This window comes from Halomonas sp. B23F22_3 (assembly GCF_043496965.1).
GTDB lineage: Bacteria > Pseudomonadota > Gammaproteobacteria > Pseudomonadales > Halomonadaceae > Halomonas.
Genome location: NZ_JBIEKG010000002.1, coordinates 104,402 through 130,992, shown reverse-complemented (window position 1 = coordinate 130,992; position 26,591 = coordinate 104,402). Strand labels below are relative to the sequence as shown.

Sequence of the window (26,591 nt, the reverse complement as noted above, 5' to 3'; positions counted from 1 at the left end):
CACCGGATTGGCGCCATGATCTTTCGCACCCTCTCCCTGCTGCGCTCCCTGCAGGGGGCCCATCACACGGCCCAGGATGCCAGGGCCAGGATCCAGCAGGCCTGCGACTACCGCTGGCTGAAGGGTCAGCTGGCCCATGGGATGATCGCGGCCCGCGAGGCGAGACTCGACGATGGCACCCCGGCCGTTCCCGTGGTGGTGCCCTTCGTGGCTACCCCCGAGCGGTGTCGCGGCGGTCGCTGGCCAGACGATCCCGAGGCGCGGGAAGGCTGCTACGTGGAGGGGAGCCACGCCTGCCGGGCCGCCGGCGCCCCGGGCTATCGCACGCTGGAGAGCCTCTCCCAGGGGCTGGTACAGGGCGGCATGGCGGTGCTGAAGGACGCGGCGCGCTTCCAGTACCTCGTCGAGCGACAGGCCCTGCGGCTCACCTGGCGGCGCGTCGAGTCCCTGACGCCGGACCTCGCCGGTCAGCTCGGTCAGCGCCTCGCCGCGTCAGGCAGCGAGCGTCACGGCCTCTTCCTGCTCGAGATCCGGCTGCCCGCCGCGGCCAGCGACATCGCGCTGAACGGCGAGTGGCTGGATCGCTGCCTGGATCGCTATCGGCGCATCCTGCCCAGGCCGGCCGATTGAGGCTCAACCTCGAGCCGTGGCGCTCCCCCGTTCAGTCGATGACCTCTGCGGTCAGGTGCTCGGCCATCTCCTCGGGGGAGAGTCGGCGCCCCGCGATATAGAAGACCTCGTCCCCTGCCGCCAGCAGGACGTCGTCATCGGGGTTGAGCACCGGGTAGAGCGCGTCGCCCTGACGGATCGCGATCAGCGAGGCGCGGCAGCGAGCGCGCAGGCGGCTCGTCACCCGCGCCACCGACAGGGGCTCCGGGAGTCCCGCCAGGCGGGTCGAGTACTGGGTCTGCGCCTGGTCGGCATCGACGAGCAGGCGCATGACCTCCTCGCTGCCGGGATCGACGGCGGCCTTGACCAGCATCTGCTGGTGCAGGGAGGGAATCACGTTCACCGTGGGACAGTGGGTCTCGAGCAGCCGCCCCACCATCTGGTTCTTCACGTAGGCGGTGATCCGACAGTCGGCGTCGACCAGAGCGGAGAGGTGCATGCAGACGAGATTCGTCTCGCTGTCGTCCTCGACGTCGACCACCACCAGGGAGGCATCCTTCACCGCGGCCCGCTCGTAGAGCGACTCGTCCGACAGCGAGGCGGCGCGGAAGTACTCCACGCCCTGCTCGAGGAAGGGGTTGCGGGACGGCGCACCGCCGCCGACGCAGAGCGCCACCACCTGCCCGGGCCGCGACTCCTCGCGGACCTGATCGACCAGCGACGCGGTGTAGGCGTTGTAGCCGACGATGACGATATGGTCCTTCTGCACGATCGTTTGCTCCCCGTTGAGGCGCCGGGTGAACTGCGAGATCACCGAGGCGGAGGCCTTGCCCAGCAGGGTGGCGAAGAGCCCGATCCCCACCGGAATGATGAAGAACACGACCATCAGCTGACCGCCCCGCGTCACGGGAGAGTAGTCCCCGTAGCCGACGGTGGAGGTGGTGACGATCATGTAATAGAGGAAGGCGGTCGGCGAGGCGACCAGCGCCGTCTCACCGGCAAGCGTAAGGCCGATCCAGGCGAGCAGCAGGTAGCCGAGCAGCAGCAGGCCGAGCACGCCCCAGCCCATGTCGGCGATGCCGCGGATCAGCACGGCGCCGAGTCGTTTCAGTACGTACATGCGGGTCCCTTGCGATGGCCCCGCCAGGCGGGGCCATGAGATCCCCCCGCGCGGCGGGGGGCGAGCCGGACGGAAGGCGCGTCAGGCCTTCTTGACCTTGGCGATGACCCACAGCAGCACCACGGCACCGACGATGGCGGTGACCAGCGAGCCGACGAAGCCCCCGGCCTGCAGACCCAGCAGGTTGAAGAGCCCGCCGCCGACCACCGCGCCGACCACGCCGACGCCGATGTTGCCGAGCAGGCCGAAGCCGCCGCCGCGCATGATATGGCCGGCGATCCAGCCGGCCAGGCCACCGATGATCAACCAGGCGATGATACCCATGGAACACGCTCCTTTTTTGCGGGGTGACCCGATCGGTCACGAGGACTCGATGGTGCCTCGGTGGCGCGCGAGAGAAAAGCCCGGCGTGCCGCCGCCGCGAACCGCGGCGTGCGACCGGCGCTAGAACGTCGACCCGGGCCGGTCGAGGAAGGCGCGCTCGGCGGGCGTCGAGTCGCGTCCGAGCGAGGCGTTGCGATGGGGGTAGCGACCGAAGCGTTCGAGCACGTCGCGATGGCGCTGCTCGTGGCGCAGGTTCTCCTCGAGCCCCGGCTGGGCGAACAGGCGCAGCGCCTCGTCATGGATGACGAGCGACTCGCTGTGCATGTAGGGCATGAAGAGGAAGGCGCGCCAGGCCACGTCGAGCAGGCGGTCCGACTGGTGGGCGACGGCCTCCTGGGCCAGCACCAGGGCCAGCGGGTCCCAGGCGAAGGCCAAGGGCGATCCGCGATGGATATGGCGCGGAAACTGATCGAGCACGATCACCTCGGCCAGGCGCCCGCGGGCCGAGGCCCGCCACTGCCATAGCTCGCCGCGGCCGGCGGCCGTCAGCAGCGCCTCGAAGCGCCGGGCGATCTCGGCGTCCAGGCCCGCGTCCTTGCGAAACCACTGGGCGGGCTTGAGCTCCCCGAACCAGAAGTCGATCACCGTCTCGGGACGACGCTCCTCCATGGGATCCTCCTCATGCACCGGGATGAAGCTGGTACCATCAGAGGGTAGCCGTCCCCACCCCCACCCACCACAAGAGAGCCACATGACCACCTTCGAGATGCTGCAGATGCTCGGTTACGTCTTCAATATCCTCGGCCTAGTGATCTGCATCGGGGGCCTGACCCTGGCGCGTCGCCCGGAACGGCGCGTGCTCGGTCGCTGCCTGGCGGTGCTGGGGTTCGTGATCGCCGCCACTCCCCTACTGCTGCAGCTGTTCGGGCTGGTGCAGCCGATCCCGGCGGGGGCCATGCCACCGCGCTAGTCGCGTGGCCGGCCGGCGACGGAGCCCGGCCGTCCGCCGCCGCGTGCCGGGCGAGACGGCGTCGTTTCGTCACACCGTCCCTTGTCAGGTGCCGTCCCGACCCGCACATTAGAGCGACGTAAAACCGCCTGCCAGGATGTCCGATGCGCCCCTCCCTGCCCCGTGAACTCCATGACCTGCTCGAGCGCGGCCGCGACCGCCAGCTGCGCCTGGCGGTGACCGGCCTCTCTCGCGCGGGCAAGACGGCCTTTCTCACCTCGCTGGTCAATCAGCTGCGCCATGCCGGCCTGGAGGCGCGCCTCGACCTGCTGCCCGCCGCCCGCGAAGGACGCCTGCTCGGCGCCCGACGGGTCCAGCAGCAGGACCTGGGCGTGCCGCGCTTCCCCTACGACCAGGCCATGGCGGCGCTGGACGCCCAGCCACCGCGCTGGCCCGAGCCGACCCGCGGCATCAGCGAGCTGCGCCTGACCCTGCGCTACCGGCCCACGCGCAGCGGCCTGCTCGGCGGCGAGACGCGCCAGCTGACCCTGGACCTGTTCGACTATCCCGGCGAGTGGCTGCTCGACCTGCCGCTGCTGGGTCACGACTACCTGAGCTGGAGCGAGACCCAGCGCCACGATGGCGGCAGCGAGCGCGCCGCGCTGTTCGCCGACTGGCAGGCGGCGGTGGGCGATCTCGATCCCGCCGAGGAGGTCGACGAGGCGCGCCTGGCCGAGATCGCCGAGCGCTACGCGATCGGGCTGCGGGCCGCCCGGGAGGCCGGCTTCGCCGACCTGCAGCCGGGGCGCTTCCTGCTACCCGGCGAGCTCGAGGGCGCGCCGGTGCTGCAGTTCTTCCCGCTGCCGGGCATCGCCGAGTCCGACCGCGAGGCGCTCGCCGCCCTGCCGGCCGAGAGCCTCTACGCCACCCTGGCGCGACGCTTTCGCCACTACCAGCAGCACATCGTGCGCCCCTTCTACCGGGAGCACTTCCGGCGCTTCGACCGCCAGATCGTGCTGGTCGACGTGCTCGGCGCCCTCAACGCCGGACCCGAGCGCTTCGAGGATCTCTCCCGGGCGCTGTCGCGGCTGATGCAGAGCTTCGACTACGGTCGGCGCAGCCTGCTGACGCGCCTCTTCGCGCCGCGCATCGACCGCCTGGCCATCGCCGCCACCAAGGCCGATCACGTCACCCCCGAGCAGCACGGCCGGCTGGTCGCGCTGCTCGAGGCGCTGCTGGCCGAGCCGCTCAAGGACCTGCGTTTCGCCGACGTGCCGGTGCGGGCCCTGTCGCTGGCGGCGATTCGCGCCACCGAGAGCCGCGAGGTCCACCAGCAGGGGCAGCGCTCGCCGGCCCTGCGCGGCACGACTCTCGACGGCGAGTCGCGCCTGCTGTTTCCCGGCGAGGTGCCGGACCGCCTGCCCCGGGCCGACTTCTGGGCCCGCCAGGGCTTCGCCTTCACCGCCTTTCGCCCCCTGCCCCGCGAGCCCGGCACGCCGCTGCCGCATATCCGCATGGACGCCGCCCTGGACTGGCTGATCGGAGACAAGCTGCCATGATGCCTCCCCGCGAGCCCGACCCGCGCCCGGGGGAGCACTTCTCCCTCGACGAGGCGCACGACGACGTCGCCCCCGCCGACCCGCAACCCGGCCGGCAGTTCGATGACGAGACGCCGAGCCGGCCGCCGGCCGAGACCGAGCGCCAGACGCGGTGGGAAGCACAGGCGCTGGACGAGAGCCTGATGCGCCCGCGCAAGCGTCGCTGGGGCCTTGCCGCGCTGCTCGGCGGTAGCCTCGGCCTGGGCACCCTGGAGGCCGGCCACACCCTCTATGCCGCGAGCCTCGGCGGGGACTGGATGGCCGGTGCCTGGAGCCTGCTGCTGTTGCTGGCCCTTGGCCTCGGCGGCTCGGCGCTGGCGCGCGAACTCTGGCGCCTGCGCCGCCTGACCCGCCACGCGCGGCTGCGCGAGCGCCTGGCCGCACTGCCCGAGGCCACCCCGGCCGAGGCGCAGACGCTCGCCGAACGGCTGCGACGCGAGCTGGCCCTGGATGACGACCACCCCCACTGGCAGGCCTTTGTGGCGGCCCGGGAGCCCCACCACGACGGGCGCGACGTTCGCGCCCTGCTCGACCACCACCTGCTCGCGCCCCGGGATCGCGAGGCGAGCCGGCTGATCTCGCGGATGTCCGGCGAGACGGCGATCATGGTGGCGGTCAGCCCACTGACCCTGGTGGACATGGCCCTGGTGGCCTGGCGTCACCTGGCGATGGTCGACCGGCTGTGTCGGCTCTACGGGCTGGAGCTCGGCTATGCGGCGCGCCTGCGGCTGCTGCGCAGCGTGCTCTATCAGATGGCCTTCGCGGGCGCCAGCGAGATCGCCGGCGAAGCCAGCATGGAGATGCTGACCATGAACCTGGCCGGCAAGCTCTCGACGCGCGCCGCCCAGGGGCTCGGCATCGGGCTTTTGGGGGCGCGGCTGGGGCTGCGCACCCAGCGGCTGGCGCGCCCGCTCGAGTTCACCTCGGACGAGACGCCACGCCTGGCCGACCTGCGCCGCGACCTGTGGCGGCAGATCAGGCGCCTGGAGGCCAGCGAACCGCGCTCCCGGGAGCAGCCCCACCACCCTTGACCCGGATCATGACAGCGTACCGTGAGATGACTAGGCTCATCGATAGGTAGACACTCTCGTCTTCGCAAGGAGGACCGCGTCATGTTCCACTCCATCCTGGTGCCCATCGACGGTTCCGAACACGCCAAGAAGGCCCTTGCCGTGGCCTGCCAGCTGGCCCGGCAGGAGCAGGCGTCGCTGATCCTGCTGCACATTCCCGAGCAACTCGCCCAGGACACCCTGCTGGTCTGGGGCATCGGCGCCGTCGAGATGAAGGCCTCGCAGGAGGAGCTCGAGGCGGCCGGGCGCCAGATCAGGGACCGGGCCACCGAGGCGGCCCGCGACGCCGGCGTGGAGCATATCGAGGCCATGATCGCCCAGGGCGATCCGACCCGCACCATCCTCGACGAGGCGCGGCGGCGCGACGTCGATGCCATCGTGATGGGCAGCCGGGGACTGGGCGACCTCAAGGGGCTGGTGGTCGGCAGCGTCTCCCACAAGGTCAGCCACGCCGCCGACTGCACCGTGATCACCGTGCGCTGAGCGGCGCCTGATAAAGCGAGCGGGGCCGACGCGACGGCCGCCCCGCCGCAACCGCTTGATTCGCCGTGGGCAGGTCCCGCGGCGTTTGGCGCCGGAGTCGCGAATCCGTATAGTGGCCCCCCTACTCGCCAACCGATCGTGACCATGCTGCAGAACAATTCGGCGCTTGCTCAGCTCAAGCAACAGATCCGCGACAACACCCCTCGCGTAGAGGGCGTGATCAAGGCCACCGACCGGGGCTTCGGTTTCCTCGAGACCGATGACGGTGACTCCTATTTCGTGCCGCCCCCCGCCATGAAGCAGGTGCTGCATGGCGATCGCGTCGCGGCCGTCCTCCACGAAGAGGGCGACAAGAAGTCGGTGGAGCCCGATACCCTGATCGAGACCGGCATGGCGCGCTTCATCGCCCGCGTGCAGAAGCGCGACGGTCGCCTGGCGGTGATCCCCGATCATCCCACGATGAACACCCTGCTGAAGGCGCGCATCAAGCGCAGCCTCGACGAGGCGAGCATCGGGGACGGCGACTGGGTGGTGGCCCGCCTGGTGCGCCACCCCCTCAAGCCCGACGATCGCGCCTTCTTCACTCAGATCGATGAGCTGGTGGCCAAGACCGACGATCCCGCCGTGCCGTGGCGCGTGACCCTGGCGCGCCACGCCCTCGAGCAGGAGTGCCCGGATGCCGGCGACGACTGGCCGCTGCGCGACGAAGGCCTCGAGCGTGAGGACCTGACCGCCGAGCCCTTCTTCACCATCGACGGCGAGAAGACCCGGGACATGGATGACGCCCTGCGCATCCGCACCCGCGAGGACGGCGGCTGGTCGCTGACCGTGGCCATCGCCGACCCCACCGCCTACGTGGAAGAGGGTCACGCCGCCGATCTGGAGGCGCGCACCCGCGCCTTCACCGTCTACCTGCCGGGCCAGAACGTGACCATGCTGCCCGAGCAGCTGGCCGACGACCTCTGCTCGCTGTGGCAGGACCGGGACCGCCCGGTGCTGGCCTGCACCCTGGAGATCGGCGCCGACGGCAGCCTCGGCGACTACCGCTTCTTCGCCGCTACCGCCCGCTCCCACGCCAAGCTCGCCTACGACCGGGTCTCCGACTGGCTCGAGGGCCAGGGCGACTGGGCGCCGGACGCGGCGATCGGCGAACAGCTCAAGGCCCTGGCGGCCATGACCGAGGCGCGCAGCGCCTGGCGCGCGGCCCACGCCCTGGTCTTCAAGGACCGTCCCGACTTCGTCTTCGACCTGGACGACGCCGGCAACGTGCTGGACATCCGCACCGAGCATCGGCGCATCGCCAACCGCATGATCGAGGAGTCGATGATCGCCGCCAACGCCTGCTGCGCACATCTGCTCGCCGAGCACGTCGGCCACGGCATCTTCAACGTCCACCGCGCCTTCGAGCCCGAGAAGGCCGAGGCCGCCCAGGAGTTCCTGGCCGAGCAGGACATCCAGGTGGAGCACGAGCAGCTCACCGAGCTCTCCCGCTACACCGAGCTCAAGCGCGAGCTCGAGGGCCGCGACGACGCCTGGCTCGACGCGCGCCTGCGCCGCTTCCAGGGCTTTACCAGCATGTCGGCGCAGCCCGGCCCGCACTTCGGCCTCGGCCTCGCCGCCTACGCCACCTGGACCTCGCCGATCCGCAAGTACGGCGACATGGTCAACCACCGCCTGATCAAGCGGGTGCTCAAGGGCGAGCAGGCCCCGGCCGAGGCCAGCCAGGCGCTCACCGAGCAGCTCACCGAGCGTCGCCGGCTGAACCGCATGGCCGAGCGCGACGTCAAGGACTGGCTCTACGTGCGCTACCTGACGCCCGCCGCCGAGGCCGGCGAGACCTTCGAGGCCGAGATCATCGCCATCAACCGCGGCGGCATGCGGGTGCGCCTGACCGCCAACGGCGCCACCGCCTTCATTCCGGCCCCGCTGATGCACAGCGACCGCAAGAAGGTGGCGATCGACGACAAGGATGGCCGCATCCAGATCGAGGGCGAGGAGCGCTTCAAGCTCGGCGATGTCATCCGCGTGACGCTGACCGAGGCCCGCGAGGAGACCCGTTCGCTGGTCGGCCGCCCGGCCGTCTGAGCCCCAGCCCGCCGGCGTGACCCGCCTGGCGACACGCGACAACGGCGACCCTCGGGTCGCCGTTGTCGTATCGGGTCCGGCGTTACTCATCCCCCCTCGATAGCCGCCAGCGGTACCTGGTACACGTCAGCACCGTCAATGGTCACGATCCAAGTATCCCCCTCGAGGCGGGCCTCGGCCTCACGATTGGCCGCATTGACATAGTCCTTCATGAAATTGATGGTGAATTTCGCACCCGCCGGACTGAGCACTACCACACTCGCCTGTTTGTCCTCCATGCGCAGGATGCCCGCGGGGCAGGTACCAAAATCCTCTTGTCCCGCGGCGCGACAGCGCAGCAAGGTGGTGGCGTCGTAATCCGTTGTCGAAAAGGGCGCGGTGGGGCTGTCGGAATCGGGATGCAGGGCGTCCGTAGACCAGTAGACGAAAACGCTTTCGTCGGGAAAGCGAAAGATCAGGCCCTGGTCGCCCAGGCCACTCTGGCGATAGACGCTGCGGCCGTGCTGATCGGCGAAGTTGCCGGGCGTGTCACCCACCGGCGAGAGATCGTGGACCACCCCGTCACTGCGGTTGATGGTGACGTAGCCCTGGCGCTGGCTGAAGGTACAGGGGATCATCTTGTCACTCTGGTCGGAACCGGCGGGATAGATATCGCAACGCGCGTCCGTAGAATCGGCACACGCACCCGCAACGACGGCGGCGCCGAGGACCAGCATCAGTGCGGAACATAGTGGTTTCATGCCATGTCGCTCCTCGTCGTTATTCTCCCGGCGCCTCGCGAACGCAGGGCTCATGTTCATGTGCCCTCCCAGGGGTTGTCGCTGAATGCCTTCTTCGCCTGATCTTCATCCATGAACTGGTGTTGGTCCGCGTCGGTGAAGTCATCCCAGAACGCGCGCCATGCCCCTGCATCGTTGACCCTGAAATCCCCGGCCTGCTGCCGTTCCTCCAGGAATTGCCTGTAGGCATCCAGGGGCTCAGAACCAAGTTGCTGATAGATCACCCGCCCGCCGTTTTTCTGGTACAGGGACTGGTTGATCTTCCACTGGCGAATGACCGAGGAAGCCATGGCTCCACGCATCTCCCTGGCCTCCGCTGCCTCAGCCGGGGAGAAGTCCTCCAGGCTCTCGTAGTCGTCCCCGAGGTCCGCCTTCAGTCGTTTGTCCATGGTCGCGAGGTAGCCGTCGACCTCCTGTTGCGATACTGAAATATTGTGGTGATTCGCATAATCGTCAAACAGGCGCGTCAGTACCGTGGACTGGATTTCCAGGGGGTCCGTGGAAGAGATGTCCTCGCCCAGCACACGGGCGCTAGCCGTCGGTTCTGTCGTGGAGCGAAACTCGATGATCGCGCCATCCGCCATAGTGGCCAGGAACAGGTGGCCCTCCCTGGTCACAAAGCTGCGCACCCACTTGAACTGGGCGCGGTAGACCTCGTCCAACGACGTGTCCGGGCACCGGGCTCGCGTGGACGAGAGCTGTCCGAAGGTAAGCTGTGAGCCCTCGGCCTTCCAACTGGCGGTAGCGCTGTTGCAGTCGGACTGGATCAGGGCGGTGCCATCCGACTTTAAGTCCAGGGTGTAGCGAGACGGATCCTCTGGTTTGCGCGACGTATCGTCCATGGACTGAATTTCGACCAGTTGCCAATGAGTATCGTCAAGGGGACTCTCCGCGGCCTGCAGGAGTGCTGGCGTGAGGAGGATCAGGATGAACGTCGGAAATCGCACCTTCGAGTCTCCAGCATGTCTCGGGAGGGGGCAGGGTCGTCTTTGTGCATCGGACTTCAAGGTGCAGAATAGCCCTCCCCCTTGAACCGTACCGGAAACCATCGACGCGGAGGCCTTCACCAAGGCCAACGGCGCCACCGCCTTCATCCCGGCCCCGCTGATGCACAGCAAGCGCAAGAAGGTGGCGATCGACGACAAGGATGGCCGCATCCAGATCGAGGGCGAGGAGCGCTTCAAGCTCGGCGAAGTCATCCGCGTGACGCTGACCGAGGCCCGCGAGGAGACCCGCTCGCTGGTCGGCCGCCCGGCCGTCTGAGCCCCAGCCCGCCGGCGTGACCCGCCAGGCATGCATCAGGACGGCGACCCTCGGGTCGCCGTCCTGCGTTGTGCCTGTCGCAAAACTGTCGCAGGGCCGCCCTAGGCTGGCAGGGCACGCCAGCGCCAGGAGGGCTCCTTGCACATCGTCGACGTCACCATGTTCCACGCACCGGCCAGCGGCGGGGTGCGCACCTACCTCGAGGCCAAGCATCGCGTACTGGCCGCCTGGCCGGGCCTGAGCGGCAGCCTGCTGGTGCCCGGCGCCGAACGCGGCTCACTGGGCGGGGTACACACCCTCCCCGCCCCGCGGATCCCGCTGGGCCAGGGCTACCGCTTCCCGTTGCGCCGCCGCCCCTGGCGCGAGGCCCTGGTGGCGATGGCCCCCGACCTGATCGAGGCCGGCGATCCCTATGTCACCGCCTGGGCCGCCGTGGAGGCCGGCCAGGCCCTGGGGGTGCCCACGGTGGGCTTCTTCCACTCCGACCTGCCGAGGCTGATGGGGGATCGCTTCGGGGCCGCGGTCCGCCGGCGCCTGCAGCGCTACGTGGGCGAGCTCTACGGCCGCTTCGACAGCGTGCTGGCGCCCTGCACCGCCATGGCGGAGCGGCTGGCCGACTGGGGCGTGGAGAGGGTGCGGGTGCAGCCGCTGGGGGTCGACCTGGAGGCCTTCCACCCCCGGCATCGTGACCCCGGCCTGCGCCGGGCGCTGGGACTGTGCGACCGCCAGCGGCTGCTGGTCTTCGCCGGCCGCCACTCCCCGGAGAAGCATGTCGACGTGCTGCTGGCCACCATGGCCCGCCTGGGAGCGAGGTATCACCTGCTGCTGATGGGGCCCGGCATGCCGACCCGCGCGCCTGCGAACGTCAGCGTGGTGCCCCACTACTGCCCCCCCGCCGAGGTGGCCCGGGCGCTGGCCAGCGCCGATGCCATGCTGCATGCCGGCACCCGCGAGACCTTCGGCCTGGTGGCACAGGAGGCGATGGCCTGCGGCGTGCCGGTGATCGCGGCCCGGGCCGGCGCCCTCAGGGAGTACGTCCCGCTGGGAGCCGGGGTCCTCTGCCGCCCGGGCGACCCCGACGACATGGCCCGCGCCGTGCAAGAGCTCTTCCTCAATGATCCTGTCGCCATGGGGCGTCATGCGCGACGCCACGTGGAGCGCCATTTCCACTGGGAGCACGTGATCGACGGCCTGAGCCGGCACTATGCCGGCCTGGTCGACGCAGAGGCCGGGGCGGCCGCCACGCGTGCCGAGCGGGCATGACCCGGCCCGGCATGGCGATCTCCTGGCGCTGGCACCACGTCGGCCCGCTGGGCCTGGCGCTGCTCGCGCCCCTGCTGGTGACCGGGTGGCTGGGGGGCCAGGGAGCCCTCACCGCGCTCGGCGACTTCCCCGGCGCCCTGCTGGCCCTGATGGTCGGCATCGCCGTGCTGTGCTGGAACCTCAATGCCGCCCGCTGGCGGCTGCTGCTCTCCGGGCGCGCCGGACGCCTGGGCCAGGGTAGGGCCCTGGCCCTCGAGATGGCCGCCAAGTTCGCGCTGTGCGCCACGCCGGGAGGGACCGGCGGTGCCGCCACCTTCCTGCTGCTGCTGGCCAGGCGCGGCTACTCACCGGCGCGGGCCTCGGCCATCTACCTGGTCGATCAGTGCTGTGACCTGCTGTTCTTCGCCCTGATGCTCGCCCTGCTGGTCGCCGCGACTCTGGTCGGCGCCATCGACTGGCCGCACCGCACGCTGATCGGCGCCGCGCTGCTCGGCCTCGGCCTGCTGCTGCTCGGGCTGGGACTCATCCTGGCCGGGCTGCCCCGGCTGCTGAGGCGCCGACCCTGGCTCTCCTGGCCGGGCCCCGGGCGGCGGCGCCGCCTCGCCCGCCAGCTGCTGAGCGGTCGTCGCACCCTGATCGCCACCCTGCGCCTGCCGCCGCGGGTGCTGGCGGCGATCTTCGGACTCTGCTGCCTCCACTGGCTGTTGCGCTACAGCCTGCTCTACCTGGCCGTGCTCGGCATCGTCGGCCAGGGCGGGGCGCTGACCGACTGGGCCTGGACCTTCCTGGTGCAGATGCTGGCCATGGCGGCCAGCCAGTTCAGCGTGCTGCCCGGCGGCGCCGGCGCCGCCGAGCTCAGCGTCGGCGCCCTCTTGCTGCCGCTGATGGAGCGCGACCAGGCCGCCGCCGCCGTGCTGATCTGGCGCCTGGTCAGCTATCACCTCTACCTGCTCGCCGGGGCACCGGTCTTCCTGGTCATGCTCGGCAAGGCGCTGCGGCGTCGCGATCGAGCCGCCTGATCCCGGCCATAAGACACATCGTCTCGAGCACCGCTACTACCTCGTCCTCGTTCACGCGAATATGCATCTTGTCGTAGCGCCTCCATGGCCTCCTCCTCGACGCTATCGGCGGAGACCCATCGTGTGATCTCTTCTATGACCCCGTCATTGTCGGCGATAGCGAATCGGGCAGCGTTCTCATTGATGGTCCCGCTGTATCGTTGACGTCTTTCAACGCCTTACACCACACTGAAAACGCCGTGTCTTTTCACGGAATGATCGGCACCTTAACTGCCACCACCTCCATCTTCAACCTTCCATAGCCGTCTCTAATCGACGACATGATCAAGCCGATTTATCGGAAAATTACCCGAGAAAATAAGGTCATATAGGCCGAAAAGCCTGTCGCAAATTCAAGACGGAAAGGAGACATTGCATGAGCTCAACCATCGAGGTTGACACGGGCATCACCGCCGATGAACTCGAGACATTGATCCGAGAGGCTGCTCCCGGCACGACGGTGAAGCTCGCCGCCGGCGACTTCGAGTTCGACGATGCCATCACCATCGACCGCTCCGACATTTCCCTGATCGGCGCCGGTGCCGGCGAGACGGTGCTGACCTTCAGTGACCGGGCCCTGTCGAGCAGCGACTACGCCATCCGGCTCGACGGGACGGAGAAGACCTACACGGGAGAGCTGGCCACCGACGTCAACGAGGGCAGCCGCCAGCTGACGCTCGCGGACGGCCACGACCTCCAGGCCGGCGACACCCTGCGCATCTGGCAGGACAATGACGACGCCTTCTTCGACGAGATCGGCGACACCTCCTGGCGCAAGGTGCAATATGCCGAGCTGCGCACCAGCATGGCCAGGGTCGAGTCGGTAGAGGGGGACACCATTACCCTCGACCGCGGCGTACGCTTCGACTTCGCGGCCGGCAAGACCCAGGTCGCCCGCATGGAGACCGTGGACGACGTTACCCTGGAGGGCTTCAGCCTTGACTTCGCGCTGGGCTCTCCCTACCCGGGCGTCTTCGAGAACACCCTGGAGACATTGACCGGCTACAACGCGCTCCTGCTGACCGGCACCACGGATACCCGGCTCGCCGACATCACGGTCAACGATGGCCCCTCCACGGCCTTCCGGTTCTCCAGGACCCTGGATCCCGTCGCCGAGCACATCGAGGCCCATGGCGCCTTCAACAAGGGCAGCGGCGGCAATGGCTATGCCTATGAGCTGCACGAGAGCTACGATGGACGGTTCACCGGGCTCGAGGACAGCGGCATGCGCCACAGCCTGGTCTTCGCCTCCTGGCGCTCCTCGATGGGCAACGAGGTCGAGATCGCCTCCACCGACCGTGACGTCAACTTCCATGGCGGCCGCGATCACGACAACAGCATCCATGTCCTGAGCTCCATCCGCGATCCGGACGCCGATACCATGTCGCCGTCCCTCTATGTCAACGAGAACGGCGAGAGCTACGGGGCCCCCACCGACCCCGAGGCCAACGAGGTGGTGTTCGACTACCTGATCGGCTCGCGTCGCGATGACGACGTCCAGGGCTCGGACGACGGCGTCTACCTCAATGGCGGCCTGGGACATGACAGTCTGTCGGGGGGCAGCGGCGATGACGTCCTGCAGGGCGGCCCCGGCGACGACTGGTATGACGGCACCGACACGCTCGACGGGGGCCTGGGGGTCGATACCGCGCGCTATGCCGGCGACTTCGCGGATCACAATATCCAGTTCACCGAGAACGGGGTCATCGTCACCGGTCAGGGCAGCCACGACACCCTGACCGACATGGAGTTCGCGGTGTTCGACGACGGCGTCACCCTGCATCTCGCCTCGGGCAACGCCTTCCATGACTCGCCCCTGGCGATGCCCCGCCCCGAGGAGATCCTCGGCGGAGACGGCACGACGCCGGCCATCCTGGAGGACGATGCCGAACTCCTGGTCACCGGCAACGTCACCAGCCAGTGGTCCTCGGGCTATGTGGCCGAGGTCTTCGTCGAGAACGTCTCCGATGACGACATCGTCGACCCGGAGCTCGGCTTCGATCTCCCCGCCGATATCGACACCCTGTGGAACGGCGATCTCTCCGAGACCCAAGACGGCTACTGGGTCAAGGACAACGGCGACAACACCCTCGCCTCCGGCGAGAGCTGGCGCTTCGCCTTCAAGGCGTACGGCGAGGACGAGCTGCCCGCCGAGATGACGGCCAGGGACGAGACGGGCCAGGCCCTGGAGGTGCAGGTCCTGGGGCTCGGCAACTCAAGCGTGGAGGAAGTGGCCGGCTGACATCGGCGACCGCATGAGGGGCCGGCCCTGGAGGCGCCACGGCCGGGAGCCCCCCACGAAAAAGGGCACCCCGAGGGGTGCCCTTTTTCGATGCTGAGAGTCGCGCGGCTTACCAGCCGGTGGCGACCTTCAGGGCATCGCCGATCTCTGCCAGGGAGCGCACGGTCTTGACGCCCGCGGCTTCCAGGGCGGCGAACTTCTCGTCCGCGGTGCCCTTGCCGCCGGCGATGATCGCGCCGGCATGGCCCATGCGCTTGCCCGGAGGAGCGGTCACGCCGGCGATGTAGGAGACGACCGGCTTGGAGACGTGCTCCTTGATGTAGGCCGCGGCCTCTTCCTCGGCGGTGCCGCCGATCTCGCCGATCATAACGATCGCCTCGGTCGCCGGGTCCTTCTCGAACATCTCGAGGACGTCGATGAAGTTGGAGCCCGGGATCGGGTCGCCGCCGATGCCCACGCAGGTGGACTGGCCGAAGCCGTGGTCGGTGGTCTGCTTGACGGCTTCATAGGTCAGGGTGCCGGAACGCGACACGATACCGACCTTGCCGGGCTTGTGGATGTGGCCCGGCATGATGCCGATCTTGCACTCGCCCGGGGTGATCACGCCGGGGCAGTTCGGGCCGACCAGGCGCACGCCCAGCTCGTCGCACTTCACCTTGACGTCGAGCATGTCCAGCGTCGGGATGCCCTCGGTGATGCAGACGATCAGCTTGATGCCGGCGTTGGCGGCTTCCAGGATGGAATCCTTGCAGAACGGGGCCGGCACGTAGATCACGCTGGCCTCGGCGCCGGTCTGCTCGACGGCTTCCTTGACGGTGTTGAACACCGGCAGGCCCAGGTGCTCCTGGCCGCCCTTGCCCGGGGTCACGCCGCCGACCATCTGGGTGCCGTAGGCGATCGCCTGCTCGGAGTGGAAGGTCCCCTGTCCGCCGGTGAAGCCCTGGCAGATGACCTTGGTGTTCTTGTCGATCAGGATGCTCATTACTTGCCCTCCGCTGCCTTGACGACCTGCTGAGCCGCATCGGTCAGGCTGGTAGCAGCGATGATGTTCAGACCGCTGGAGGCCAGTTTCTCGGCACCCAGCTCGGCGTTGTTACCTTCCAGACGCACCACCACCGGCACGTTGACACCGACCTGCTCGACGGCACCGATGATGCCCTCGGCGATCATGTCGCAACGCACGATGCCGCCGAAGATGTTGACCAGCACGGCCTTGACGTTGTCGTCGGACAGGATGATCTTGAACGCTTCCGCCACGCGCTCCTTGGTGGCACCGCCGCCCACGTCGAGGAAGTTGGCCGGGCTGCCGCCGTTCAGGTTGACGATGTCCATGGTGCCCATCGCCAGGCCAGCGCCGTTGACCATGCAGCCGATGTTGCCTTCCAGGGCCACGTAGTTGAGGTCCCAGGCCGCGGCTTCGGCTTCGCGGGCGTCTTCCTGGGACGGGTCGCGCATCGCCTGCAGGTCCGGATGGCGATAGAGGGCGTTGCCGTCCAGGCCGATCTTGGCGTCGAGGCAGTGGAGGTTACCCTCGTCGGTGACCACCAGCGGGTTGATCTCGAGCAGCGCCAGGTCCTTGTCGTGGAACAGCTTGGACAGGCCCAGGAAGATCTTGGTGAACTGCTTCACCTGGGCACCCTCGAGGCCCAGGGCGAAGGCCAGCTCACGCGCCTGGTAGGGCTGAGCGCCGACCAGCGGGTCGATCTCGGCCTTGAGGATCTTCTCGGGGGTCTCTTCCGCGACCTTCTCGATCTCCACGCCGCCCTCGGTGGAGGCCATGAAGACCACGCGCTGGGTGCCGCGATCGACCACGGCGCCCAGGTAGAGCTCGTTGGCGATGTCAGTGCAGGTCTCGACCAGGATCTTGGTGACCGGCTGACCCTTCTCGTCGGTCTGGAAGGTCACCAGGTTCTTGCCCAGCCAGGATTCGGCGAAGGTCTTGGCCTCTTCCGGATCCTTGATCAGCTTGACACCACCGGCCTTGCCGCGGCCGCCGGCGTGGACCTGGGCCTTGACCACCCACATGTCGCCACCGATCTTCTTGCAGGCCTCGGCGGCCTCCTCGGGGGTGTCGACGGCGAAGCCCTTGGATACCGGCAGGCCGTAATCGGCAAACAGCTGCTTGCTCTGATACTCGTGAAGGTTCATCGATTCATGCCATTGGTTGCATGTGACTCGAACGGTGACACGGTCCGCCGCCTCGGGGTGGCGGGTGTCGTGTCACCACCGTTCGCTTCCGATACATGGCCGGAAGCGATGCGCCACCTGACGGTGGCGCTTGTTGTCCTTACTTCTTCTTCTTGCGGTTGGCCATGTGGATGGCATGGCCCTCGACGGCCAGCGCCGCCTCGTGCACCGCTTCCGACATGGTCGGGTGCGCGTAGCAGGTCAGCGCCAGATCCTCGGCACTGGAGCCGAACTCGAGCGCGATCACGCCCTGAGCGATCATCTCGCCGGCATGCTGACCGACGATGTGCACGCCCAGCACGCGATCCGTCTCGGCGTCGGCGATGATGCGCGCCATGCCCTCGGTCGCATTGTTGGCCATGGCACGGCCGCTCGCCGCGAACGGGAAGGCGCCGACCTTGACTTCGATGCCGGCCGCCTTGGCGTCCTGCTCGGTCATGCCGACCCACGCCACCTCGGGGAAGGTGTAGATGACGTTGGGGATAGCATCGTAGTTCATCTCGGCCTTATGGCCGGCGATGATGTCGGCGACCATGATGCCCTCTTCGGAGGCCTTGTGGGCCAGCATCGGGCCACGCACGCAGTCGCCGATAGCGTAGACGCCCGGCACGCTGGTGCGGCACTGGTCGTCGACGTGGATGAAGCCGCGCTCGTCGGTGTCGACGCCCACGCCGTCGGCGATCACGCCCTGGGTGTAGGGCTTGCGGCCGACGCAGACGATCAGCTTGTCGAAGATGATCTCCTGGTCGCCATCGGCATCGGCGTACTTGACGACGACTTCCTCACCCTTGACCTCGGAGCCGGTGACCCGCGCGTTGAGCTTGATGTCCAGGCCCTGCTTCTTGAGCAGCTTCTGGGTCTCCTTGGCGACGGCCCCGTCGACCATCGGCAGGAAGCTGTCCATGGCCTCGAGCACGGTGACCTCGGAGCCCAGGCGGTTCCACACGCTGCCGAGCTCCAGGCCGATCACGCCGGCGCCGATCACGCCCAGGCGCTTCGGCGTTTCCTGGAATTCCAGGGCGCCGGTGGAATCGACCACCAGGCCTTCCTTCAGCGGGGTCGGCGGGATCTCCACCGGCACGGAGCCGGCGGCGACGACGATGCTGTCGGCCTCATAGGTGCTGGCGTTGCCGTCGCGGTCGGTGACCTCGACCTGCTTGGCGGAGGTGACCTTGCCGGTGCCCTCGATCGCGGTGACGCCGTTGGCCTTGAACAGACCGGAGATGCCGCCGGTCAGGTTCTTCACGATCTTGTCCTTGCGGGCCATCATCTTCTCGACGTCCATGCTGACGTCACCGGCCTGGATGCCCATGTCGGCGAAGTCGTGCTTGGCCTCGACGAACTTGTGGGAGGCCTCGAGCAGCGCCTTGGACGGGATGCAGCCCACGTTGAGGCAGGTGCCGCCGTGCACGACCTTGCCTTCCTTGCCGATCCACTTCTCGACACAGGCGGTCTTCAGGCCCATCTGGGCGGCACGAATGGCGGCCACGTAGCCGCCGGGGCCCGCGCCGATCACGATCACATCAAACTTGTCAGCCATGTTGGCTCCTTTGTGGCTTGTTGCTGGAAGACGTTGCCGGCTTCGCGAATCAGATGTCCAGCAGCAGACGCGCCGGGTCTTCGAGCAGTTCCTTGATGGTCACCAGGAAGCGGACCGCGTCCTTGCCGTCGATCATGCGGTGATCGTAGGAGACCGCCAGGTACATCATCGGGCGGATCTCGACCTTGCCGTTCACCGCCATCGGACGCTCCTGGATCTTGTGCATGCCCAGGATCGCGGTCTGCGGCGGGTTGAGGATCGGCGTCGACATCAGCGAGCCGAAGGTGCCGCCGTTGGTGATGGTGAAGGTGCCGCCCTGCATCTCGTCGATGCCGAGCTTGCCGTCACGGGCCCGCTTGCCGAAGTCGACGATGCCCTTCTCGACGTCGGCGATCTTCATGCTGTCGGTGTCGCGCAGCACCGGCACGACCAGGCCGCGGTCGGTGGAGACCGCCACGCCGATGTCCTGGTAGCCGTGGTAGACGATGTCGGTGCCGTCGATGGAGGCGTTGACGTCCGGGAAGCGCTTGAGGGCCTCGGAGGCGGCCTTGACGAAGAAGCCCATGAAGCCGAGCTTGACGTCGTGGGCCTTCTGGAAGGTCTCCTTGTACTGGCCGCGCAGCTCCATCACCGCGCTCATGTCCACCTCGTTGTAGGTGGTGAGCATGGCGGCGGTCTGCTGGGCCTGGACCAGGCGCTTGGCGATGGTCTGGCGCAGGCGGCTCATCGGCACGCGCTTCTCGGGACGCTCGCCTTCCACGACCGGGGCCGCCGCCGCGGCGGCCTGGGCGCCGCCGGCCGGCTTGGCCGCCTTCTTGGCGCTACCGTCGTTCACGGCACGCTGCACGTCCTCCTTGAGCACCCGGCCACCCTTGCCGGTGCCCTCGATCTTGGCGACGTCGAGGTCGTGCTCGGCGACCAGCTTGCGGGCGGCCGGCGCGAGGATCTTGCCACCGACCTTCTCGTCGCTGGCGCCATCATCGGCGGAGGCCGCCGGCTTCTCCTCGCCCTTGGTGGCCGGCTTGGCGCCGCCGCCGGCGCCCTCGGTGAAGATCGCCAGCACCTGCTCGGAGGTCACCTGGCTGCCCTCTTCGGCCTGGATCTCGGTCAGCGCACCGTCGGCCGGGGCGACGACCTCGAGCACCACCTTGTCGGTCTCGATCTCGGCCAGCACCTCGTCGCGCTTGACGGCGTCGCCGACCTGCTTGGACCAGCTGGCCACGGTGCCTTCCTGGATGGACTCCGGGAAGGTCGGGGCCTTGACCTCGTGGGTCTTGCCGCCGCCGGCGGCCGGCGCCTCGGCCTTGGCCTCGCTCTTCGGCTCGTCCTGCTTGTCGGCCGGCGCCTCGCCCTTGGCCTCACCCGCGCCGAGGCGACCCAGCAGCTGCTCGGACTCCACGGTGTCGCCCTCTTCTGCCAGGATCTCGGACAGGGTGCCGGCCTCGGGAGCCACGACCTCGAGCACCACCTTGTCGGTCTCGATCTCGACGATCAGCTCGTCACGCTCGACGCTGTCGCCGGGCTTCTTGTGCCAGGCGGCGACGCTGCCTTCGGCAACGGATTCCGGAAAGGTGGGTGCCTTGATATCGGTAGCCATGTCGTATCCCTTGTATGTTCTTTCTCGTCCCGGTGGGACGCCTTACAGATTGAAGGCGTCTTCCACCAGCTGGCGCTGCTGTTCGGTATGCACGGACATGTAGCCCGCCGCGGGAGCCGCCGACGCCGGACGACCGGCGAACTTGAGCTTGCCGCCCAGGCCGTCGCGCAGCATGTCGGCCACGGCCCGCATGTGGTGCTGGCTCGAGTACCAGGCGCCCTGGTTGAGCGGCTCTTCCTGACACCAGACCACGTCGGTGACGTTGGTGTAGTCCTTGATGGCGTCGAGGAGCTCCTCCTTGGGGAAGGGATAGAGCTGCTCGATGCGCAGGATGGCCACGTCGTCGCGGGCGTTCTCGTCGCGCCAGTTGGCCAGGTCGTAGTAGACCTTGCCGGCACACAGCACGATGCGCTCGACCTTCTGCGCCTCGAGGTTGCCCTGGTCGGGCAGCACCATCTGGAAGTTGCCCTCGGCCAGCTCCTCGAGGCTCGAGGTCGCCGACTTGTGACGCAGCAGGCTCTTGGGCGACATCACCACCAGCGGCTTTCTCAGCGGACGGATCACCTGACGGCGCAGCAGATGGAAGATCTGCGCCGGGGTGGTCGGCACGCAGACCTGCATGTTGTGCTCGGCGCACAGCTGCAGGAAGCGCTCCAGGCGTGCCGAGGAGTGCTCGGGGCCCTGCCCTTCGTAGCCGTGAGGCAGCAGCATGGTCAGCCCGCAGAGACGCTCCCACTTGGTCTCGCCGGAAGAGATGAACTGGTCCACCACCACCTGGGCGCCGTTGAAGAAGTCGCCGAACTGGGCTTCCCAGATCACGAGGTCGTTGGGCGCGGTGGTCGAGTAGCCGTACTCGAACGCCAGCACCGCCTCCTCGGAGAGGAAGGAGTCGTGGATGGTGAAGCGCGGCTGGCCGTCGGCCATGTGCTGCAGCGGCACGTAGACGCTGCCGTCCTTCTGGTTGTGCACCACCGCATGGCGGTGGGAGAAGGTGCCGCGACCCACGTCCTGGCCGGTGAGGCGCACCGGATGGCCCTGGTCGAGCAGCGTGGCGTAGGCCAGGGTCTCGGCGAAGCCCCAGTTGATGGCCATGCCGCCGGCCTGCATCTTGCGGCGATCGTCGTAGATCTTGGCCACCTGGCGCTGCACGGTCACGCCGTCGGGCACCTCGCACATCTTGCCGGCGAGGCGCTGCAGGCGCTTCATCTCGACCCGGGTGTCGGCATGGCCGGTCCACTCGTGGCCCAGGTAGGGGGTCCAGTCGACGAACAGCGACTTGTTGGGCTTCTGCACCAGGGCGTTGGCCACGTGGTTGCCGGCCAGCAGATCGTCGCGGTACTTCTCCATCATCGCCTTGGCGTCGTCGTCGGAGAGCAGCCCCTCCTTGACCAGACGCTCGACGTAGCGGGTCCGCGAGGACGGATGATCCTTGATCTTCGTGTACATCATCGGCTGGGTGCCGGACGGCTCGTCGGCCTCGTTATGGCCACGGCGGCGGTAGCAGACCAGGTCGATGACCACGTCGCGCTTGAACTGCTGACGGTAGTCCAGCGCCACCTGGGTGGCGTGCAGCACGGCATCCGGGTCGTCGCCGTTGACGTGGAAGATCGGCGCCTGAACCATCTTGGCGATGTCGGTGCAGTACTCGGTGGAGCGGGAGTCTTCCGGATGCGAGGTGGTGAAGCCCACCTGGTTGTTGATCACGATGTGCAGGGTGCCGCCGGTGCGGTAGGCACGGGTCTGCGACATCTGGAAGGTCTCCATGACCACGCCCTGGCCGGCGAAGGCCGCGTCGCCATGGACGTTGATCGGCAGCACCTTGTCGCCGACCGGGTCGTTGCGGCGATCCTGACGGGCCCGCACCGAGCCCTCGACCACCGGGGCGACGATCTCCAGGTGGGAGGGGTTGAACGACAGCGCCAGGTGGACCTCGCCGCCCGGCGTCATGACGTTCGAGCTGAAGCCCTGGTGGTACTTCACGTCACCGGAGCCGCGCTCCACCACCTTCTTGCCGTCGAACTCGTCGATCAGCTCTGAGGGGTTCTTGCCGAGGATGTTGACCAGCATGTTGAGGCGCCCGCGGTGGGCCATGCCGATCACCACTTCCTTGGTGCCATAGCTGCCGGCACGCTGGATCAGCTCGTCCATCATCGGGATGAAGCACTCGCCACCCTCGAGGCCGAAGCGCTTGGTGCCCGGGTACTTGGAGGCCAGGTAGCTCTCCAGGCCCTCGGCGGCGGTCAGCCGCTCGAGCACGTGTTTGCGCACGTCGGGGCTGAAGTTCGGGGCACTGCGCACCGACTCGAAGCGCTGCTGGAGCCAGCGTTTCTCCTCGGTGTCGACGATGTGCATGACCTCGCAGCCGATGGAGCGGCAGTAGGTCTGCTCCAGCGCACCGACGATCTCCTTCAGCGGCGCCTTGTCCAGGCCCATGAAGAAGGAACCGGTCTGGAACTCGGTGTCCAGATCCGCCTTGGAGAGCTGGTGGAAGGAGAGATCGAGGTCGGGAACCGGGGTGGGACTGCGCAGGCCGAGGGGATCGATGTCGGCCTTCTGGTGCCCGCGGAAGCGGTAGGCGTTGATCAGCTGGAGTACCTTTACCTGCTTCTTGCCCTCCCCGCTCTCGGCCGCCACGTGCGCGGTACGCCGCTGCTGGCCCAGCTGATAGAACTGGTCGCGAACCGGAGTGAGCGGAACATCCTGGCTGGCCCCGCCCTCGGGCCGCGGCAGCTGGTCGAAGTACTGGCGCCATTCGTCGGGAACGGCGGAGGGATCATCGAGGTACTGCTCGTAGAGCGCTTCCACATAGTGGGCATTGCCGCCGCTCACATGGGAGGAGCGCCACATCAACTCCATTATGCCTTGTTGCATCTCTTGGTCACCCTGCACTGATGGGGTGGTATCGGCGCCGACACGACTCGACCGTATCGACATCGCTGATGCCCTGCCGGAGGAAGAGCATCCTGAATTCCATGGTCAAGAGCCGGTGCCCAGGGCACCGGCTCTTTCCATCACGCTCCGCACCGGACTCGGCTGCGGCAGCTTGCCGCAGCCCGAGAGCGGAGCACATGATAACAAGCTGGACGCCACGATTTAAGTGGCATCGGCCAGCAGCATCTCGCGAATCTTGCCGATCGCGCGCGTCGGGTTCAGTCCCTTGGGGCAGACCGCGACGCAGTTCATGATCCCGCGGCAGCGGAACACGGAGAACGGATCCTCCAGCTCGGCCAGACGCTCGCGGGTCGCGCCGTCACGCGAGTCGGCGAGGAAGCGATAGGCCTGCAGCAGGCCGGCCGGGCCGACGAACTTGTCCGGGTTCCACCAGAACGACGGGCAGGAGGTCGAGCAGCAGGCGCACAGGATGCACTCGTAGAGACCGTCGAGCTTGTCGCGCTCTTCCGGCGACTGCAGGCGCTCGATGGCCGGCGCCGGCTCGTCGTTCTGCAGGTACGGCTGGATGCGCTCGTACTGCTTGTAGAACAGCCCCATGTCGACCACCAGGTCGCGGATGACCGGCAGACCCGGCAGCGGGCGCAGCACCAGCTTGTTGCCCTTGACCACCTCGGAGAGCGGGGTGATGCAGGCCAGGCCGTTCTTGCCGTTCATGTTCATGCCGTCGGAACCGCACACGCCCTCGCGGCAGCTGCGACGATAGGCCAGGCCGTTGTCCTGCTCCTTGGCCAGGTGCAGGACGTCGAGCACCATCAGGTCGCGACCCTGGGTGTCGACCTGGAACTCCTGCATGAAGGGCGCGGAGTCGGTTTCCGGATTGTAGCGGTACAGGGATACCTGAAGCGTGGACATCGTGACTCCCCCTTAGTAGGTGCGGACTTTCGGCTCGAACATCTCGACGGTCTTGGGCGCGAAGTTCACGTCGCGCTTGCCCAGACGCTTGTCGGCCGGGAAATAGAGCGAGTGCTTCAGCCAGTTGACGTCGTCGCGATCCGGGTAGTCGTAGCGGGAATGGGCGCCACGGCTCTCCTTGCGCTCCAGGGCCGCGATGGCGGTGGCCTCGGCCACTTCCATCAGGTTGTCCAGCTCCAGCGCCTCGACGCGCGCGGTGTTGAAGGTACTGGACTTGTCCGGCAGGTAGGCATTGTCGATGCGTGCACGCAGCTCTTCCAGGCGCTTGACGCCCTCGACCATGTTCTTCTCCTCGCGGAACACGCCGAAGGAGGTCTGCATGATGTCCTGCAGCTCGCGCTTGAGGTCGGGCACGGTCTCGCCGTCCTCGGACTCGTTCCAGCGGGTAATGCGCTTCATCGCCGACTCAACGTCGGACTCGGAGGCCTCGAGGTACTCGATGCCCTCGTTGAGCGCGCCCTCGATGAACATGCCGGCCGCGCGGCCGAAGACCACCAGGTCGAGCAGCGAGTTGCCGCCCAGGCGGTTGGCGCCGTGGACCGACACGCAGGCCGCCTCGCCGCAGGCGAACAGGCCGTTGACGATCTGATCGTTGCCGTCGGCGTCCTGCATGATCGCCTGACCGTGCACGTTGGTCGGGATCCCGCCCATCATGTAGTGGCAGGTCGGCACCACCGGGATCGGCTCCTTGGCCGGATCCACGTGGGCGAAGGTCTTGGAGAGCTCGACGATGCCGGGCAGGCGCTTGCCGAGCACTTCCTCGCCCAGGTGATCCAGCTTGAGGAAGACGTGATCGCCCTTCTCACCGCAGCCGCGGCCCTCGAGGATCTCCATGACCATGGAGCGCGCGACCACGTCGCGGCCGGCCAGGTCCTTGGCGTTGGGCGCATAGCGCTCCATGAAACGCTCGCCGTCCTTGTTGACCAGGTAGCCACCCTCGCCGCGGCAGCCCTCGGTCACCAGGGTACCCGCGCCGTAGATGCCGGTCGGGTGGAACTGCCACATCTCCATGTCCTGCATCGGGAAGCCGGCGCGCAGCGCCATGCCGATGCCGTCACCGGTGTTGATCAGGGCGTTGGTGGTGGAGGCGAAGATGCGCCCCGCGCCGCCGGTGGCCATTACGGTGGCCTTGGACTTCACGTGCACCACTTCACCGGTCTCGATGTCCATGGCGATGCAGCCCACCACGTCGCCGTTGGCGTTCTTGACCAGGTCGACGGCGTACCACTCGTTGAGGAAGGTGGTATTGTTCTTCAGGTTGTTCTGGTAAAGCGTGTGCAGCAGGGCATGGCCGGTACGGTCGGCCGCGGCGCAGGTGCGAGCCGCCTGGCCGCCCTTGCCGAAGTCCTTGGACTGACCGCCGAACGGACGCTGGTAGATGCGGCCGTTGTCGAAGCGGGAGAACGGCAGGCCCATGTGCTCGAGCTCGAACACCGCCTTGGGGCCCTCGGAACACATGTACTCGGAGGCGTCCTGGTCGGCGATGTAGTCGCCGCCCTTGACGGTGTCGTACATGTGCCAGCGCCAGTCGTCGTTCGGGTCGGCGGAGGCGATGGCGCAGGTGATGCCGCCCTGGGCGGAGACGGTGTGCGAGCGGGTCGGGAAGACCTTGGACAGCACGGCGGTCTTCTTGCCGGACTTGGCCAGCTCCAGGGCGGCCCTCAGGCCAGCGCCGCCGCCGCCGATGATGATGGCGTCGAAAGACAGGCTACGCATGTTGGACATGAATCAGGCTCCCCACAGAACGGTGATGCCCCAGACCAGGAACACGAAGATGGCCAGGATGATGATGAGCTGCGTACCGATACGAATACCGGTCGGCTTGAGATAGTCGGTGGTCACGGTCCACAGCCCGACCCAGGCGTGGGCGGCCAGCGAGATGAAGGCCAGCAGCGAGAAGATGCGCATCCAGGTCTGGGCGAACAGGCCGCTCCAGACGGCGTAGTCGAGGCCCGGGTTGAACAGCAGGAAACCGACGATGAAGAGAGAGTAGAGCGCCAGGATGACGGCAGAGACGCGCTGCAGCAGCCAGTCGGAGAGGCCGCTGCGCCCGAAGTTCGTGATGTTGGTTACCATACCCAGACTCCAGCCAGAATGATCAGGACCGCACTCACTACCACGGTGATCTGTGCCTTCTTGACGCCACCCTCCAGGGTCACGCCGATATCCATGTCCATCAGCAGGTGCTTGATGCCGGCCACGAAGTGGAACGCCAGCGCGGAGAGCAAGCCCCAGGCGACCAGCTTGGCCAGGAAATTGTGGGCCAGGGCATCGCTCACGGCGGCGAAGCCCGCCGGCGAGGACAGTGACGCGTCCAGCGCCCAGAAGGCGAAGATCAGGCCGATGAAGAGGATGACGCCGGTGATGCGGTGAGCGATCGACGTCAGGGCGGGGAGGGGGAACTGTATCGTGGACAGATCCAGATTTACGGGTCGTTTGCTATTCACGGCTCTACACACTCTCTTGGCCCGCTCTTCTTCGTCCGACAAGGCCCGAGCGGGCGGTGGTTACGGGAAGGGACACGATCGTGGCCGAGTTGGACACGACCACCGACTCCTGC

At 67.7% G+C, this 26,591-nt stretch carries 23 protein-coding genes and 1 pseudogene; 10 read left to right on the top strand and 14 right to left on the bottom strand.

What is annotated here, in order from left to right; all coding sequences use genetic code 11:
- Nucleotides 1-15: 15 nt before the first annotated feature.
- Complete coding sequence (locus ACGTNG_RS04285; protein WP_394575693.1) at nt 16-630, top strand: hypothetical protein; 615 nt, start codon at nt 16-18, stop codon at nt 628-630.
- 31 nt (nt 631-661) lie between these two features.
- Here the strand turns inward: ACGTNG_RS04285 and ACGTNG_RS04280 are convergent, their stop codons facing one another.
- The 3 genes from ACGTNG_RS04280 to ACGTNG_RS04270 all read right to left on the bottom strand — a co-directional run bounded on the left by ACGTNG_RS04280 (nt 662) and on the right by ACGTNG_RS04270 (nt 2,722).
- On the bottom strand, nt 662-1,729 hold the full coding sequence (locus tag ACGTNG_RS04280; RefSeq protein WP_394575692.1) for an ion channel: 1,068 nt from the start codon (nt 1,727-1,729) through the stop codon (nt 662-664).
- Nucleotides 1,730-1,810: 81 nt separating this feature from the next.
- Nucleotides 1,811-2,053, bottom strand: coding sequence for a GlsB/YeaQ/YmgE family stress response membrane protein (locus ACGTNG_RS04275; protein WP_138180586.1), 243 nt, complete (start codon nt 2,051-2,053; stop codon nt 1,811-1,813).
- Nucleotides 2,054-2,173: 120 nt separating this feature from the next.
- On the bottom strand, nt 2,174-2,722 hold the full coding sequence (locus ACGTNG_RS04270; protein WP_394575691.1) for a DUF924 family protein: 549 nt from the start codon (nt 2,720-2,722) through the stop codon (nt 2,174-2,176).
- Nucleotides 2,723-2,804: 82 nt separating this feature from the next.
- Between ACGTNG_RS04270 and ACGTNG_RS04265 the strand changes: the two genes are divergently transcribed.
- From ACGTNG_RS04265 to ACGTNG_RS04245, 5 genes are all read left to right on the top strand, one after another.
- On the top strand, nt 2,805-3,023 hold the full coding sequence (locus ACGTNG_RS04265) for a hypothetical protein (RefSeq protein ID WP_394575690.1): 219 nt from the start codon (nt 2,805-2,807) through the stop codon (nt 3,021-3,023).
- A gap of 143 nt (nt 3,024-3,166) precedes the next feature.
- Nucleotides 3,167-4,561 carry a YcjX family GTP-binding protein gene (locus ACGTNG_RS04260; RefSeq protein WP_394575689.1) on the top strand — a complete coding sequence of 465 codons (1,395 nt, stop codon included), beginning with the start codon at nt 3,167-3,169 and terminating at the stop codon, nt 4,559-4,561.
- Entirely contained in the window at nt 4,558-5,631 is a 1,074-nt protein-coding gene (locus ACGTNG_RS04255; RefSeq protein WP_394575688.1) for a TIGR01620 family protein, read from the top strand. The genes ACGTNG_RS04260 and ACGTNG_RS04255 overlap by 4 nt, the downstream gene beginning before the upstream one ends.
- Before the next feature lie 81 nt (nt 5,632-5,712).
- Nucleotides 5,713-6,153 carry a universal stress protein gene (locus tag ACGTNG_RS04250; protein WP_394575687.1) on the top strand — a complete coding sequence of 147 codons (441 nt, stop codon included), beginning with the start codon at nt 5,713-5,715 and terminating at the stop codon, nt 6,151-6,153.
- 144 nt (nt 6,154-6,297) lie between these two features.
- Nucleotides 6,298-8,238 (top strand): exoribonuclease II, encoded by a 1,941-nt coding sequence (locus ACGTNG_RS04245; RefSeq protein WP_394575686.1) that lies wholly within the window; start codon nt 6,298-6,300, stop codon nt 8,236-8,238.
- 86 nt (nt 8,239-8,324) lie between these two features.
- Here ACGTNG_RS04245 and ACGTNG_RS04240 read toward each other — a convergent pair whose 3' ends face one another.
- Nucleotides 8,325-9,038 (bottom strand): hypothetical protein, encoded by a 714-nt coding sequence (locus ACGTNG_RS04240; protein WP_394575685.1) that lies wholly within the window; start codon nt 9,036-9,038, stop codon nt 8,325-8,327.
- Nucleotides 9,035-9,964 (bottom strand): META domain-containing protein, encoded by a 930-nt coding sequence (locus ACGTNG_RS04235; RefSeq protein WP_394575684.1) that lies wholly within the window; start codon nt 9,962-9,964, stop codon nt 9,035-9,037. Before ACGTNG_RS04235 ends, ACGTNG_RS04240 begins: the two co-directional genes overlap by 4 nt.
- A 124-nt stretch (nt 9,965-10,088) precedes the next feature.
- Between ACGTNG_RS04235 and ACGTNG_RS04230 the strand changes: the two are divergent.
- The 4 genes and pseudogenes from ACGTNG_RS04230 to ACGTNG_RS04215 form a co-directional block, all read left to right on the top strand.
- A pseudogene (locus tag ACGTNG_RS04230) lies at nt 10,089-10,280 on the top strand (hypothetical protein); the annotation flags it as partial.
- A 138-nt stretch (nt 10,281-10,418) separates the two neighbouring features.
- Nucleotides 10,419-11,543, top strand: coding sequence for an N-acetylglucosaminyl phosphatidylglycerol synthase (gpgS, locus tag ACGTNG_RS04225; RefSeq protein ID WP_394575683.1), 1,125 nt, complete (start codon nt 10,419-10,421; stop codon nt 11,541-11,543).
- Nucleotides 11,540-12,562 carry a glucosaminyl phosphatidylglycerol flippase gene (gene gpgF, locus ACGTNG_RS04220; protein WP_394575682.1) on the top strand — a complete coding sequence of 341 codons (1,023 nt, stop codon included), beginning with the start codon at nt 11,540-11,542 and terminating at the stop codon, nt 12,560-12,562. The genes gpgS and gpgF overlap by 4 nt, the downstream gene beginning before the upstream one ends.
- Before the next feature lie 415 nt (nt 12,563-12,977).
- Nucleotides 12,978-14,843, top strand: coding sequence for a cellulose binding domain-containing protein (locus ACGTNG_RS04215; RefSeq protein WP_394575681.1), 1,866 nt, complete (start codon nt 12,978-12,980; stop codon nt 14,841-14,843).
- A gap of 109 nt (nt 14,844-14,952) precedes the next feature.
- Here the strand turns inward: ACGTNG_RS04215 and sucD are convergent, their stop codons facing one another.
- The 9 genes from sucD to sdhC form a co-directional block, all read right to left on the bottom strand.
- Entirely contained in the window at nt 14,953-15,825 is an 873-nt protein-coding gene (gene sucD / locus ACGTNG_RS04210; RefSeq protein WP_394575680.1) for a succinate--CoA ligase subunit alpha, read from the bottom strand.
- Complete coding sequence (gene sucC, locus ACGTNG_RS04205; protein WP_394575679.1) at nt 15,825-16,991, bottom strand: ADP-forming succinate--CoA ligase subunit beta; 1,167 nt, start codon at nt 16,989-16,991, stop codon at nt 15,825-15,827. The genes sucD and sucC overlap by 1 nt, the downstream gene beginning before the upstream one ends.
- 139 nt (nt 16,992-17,130) lie before the next feature.
- Nucleotides 17,131-18,570 (bottom strand): dihydrolipoyl dehydrogenase, encoded by a 1,440-nt coding sequence (lpdA, locus tag ACGTNG_RS04200; protein WP_394575678.1) that lies wholly within the window; start codon nt 18,568-18,570, stop codon nt 17,131-17,133.
- A 49-nt stretch (nt 18,571-18,619) separates the two neighbouring features.
- Nucleotides 18,620-20,167 (bottom strand): 2-oxoglutarate dehydrogenase complex dihydrolipoyllysine-residue succinyltransferase, encoded by a 1,548-nt coding sequence (gene odhB / locus ACGTNG_RS04195; RefSeq protein ID WP_394575677.1) that lies wholly within the window; start codon nt 20,165-20,167, stop codon nt 18,620-18,622.
- A 42-nt stretch (nt 20,168-20,209) separates the two neighbouring features.
- Entirely contained in the window at nt 20,210-23,038 is a 2,829-nt protein-coding gene (locus ACGTNG_RS04190; RefSeq protein WP_394575675.1) for a 2-oxoglutarate dehydrogenase E1 component, read from the bottom strand.
- Between the two features lie 222 nt (nt 23,039-23,260).
- Nucleotides 23,261-23,971: a succinate dehydrogenase iron-sulfur subunit gene (locus ACGTNG_RS04185; RefSeq protein ID WP_394575674.1), complete on the bottom strand. Its 711-nt coding sequence runs from the start codon at nt 23,969-23,971 to the stop codon at nt 23,261-23,263.
- A 12-nt stretch (nt 23,972-23,983) separates the two neighbouring features.
- On the bottom strand, nt 23,984-25,756 hold the full coding sequence (gene sdhA / locus ACGTNG_RS04180; protein WP_394575673.1) for a succinate dehydrogenase flavoprotein subunit: 1,773 nt from the start codon (nt 25,754-25,756) through the stop codon (nt 23,984-23,986).
- Nucleotides 25,757-25,759: 3 nt separating this feature from the next.
- On the bottom strand, nt 25,760-26,107 hold the full coding sequence (gene sdhD / locus ACGTNG_RS04175; RefSeq protein ID WP_394575672.1) for a succinate dehydrogenase, hydrophobic membrane anchor protein: 348 nt from the start codon (nt 26,105-26,107) through the stop codon (nt 25,760-25,762).
- Nucleotides 26,101-26,478 (bottom strand): succinate dehydrogenase, cytochrome b556 subunit, encoded by a 378-nt coding sequence (gene sdhC / locus ACGTNG_RS04170; RefSeq protein ID WP_211310892.1) that lies wholly within the window; start codon nt 26,476-26,478, stop codon nt 26,101-26,103. Before sdhC ends, sdhD begins: the two co-directional genes overlap by 7 nt.
- Between the last annotated feature and the right edge of the window lie 113 nt (nt 26,479-26,591).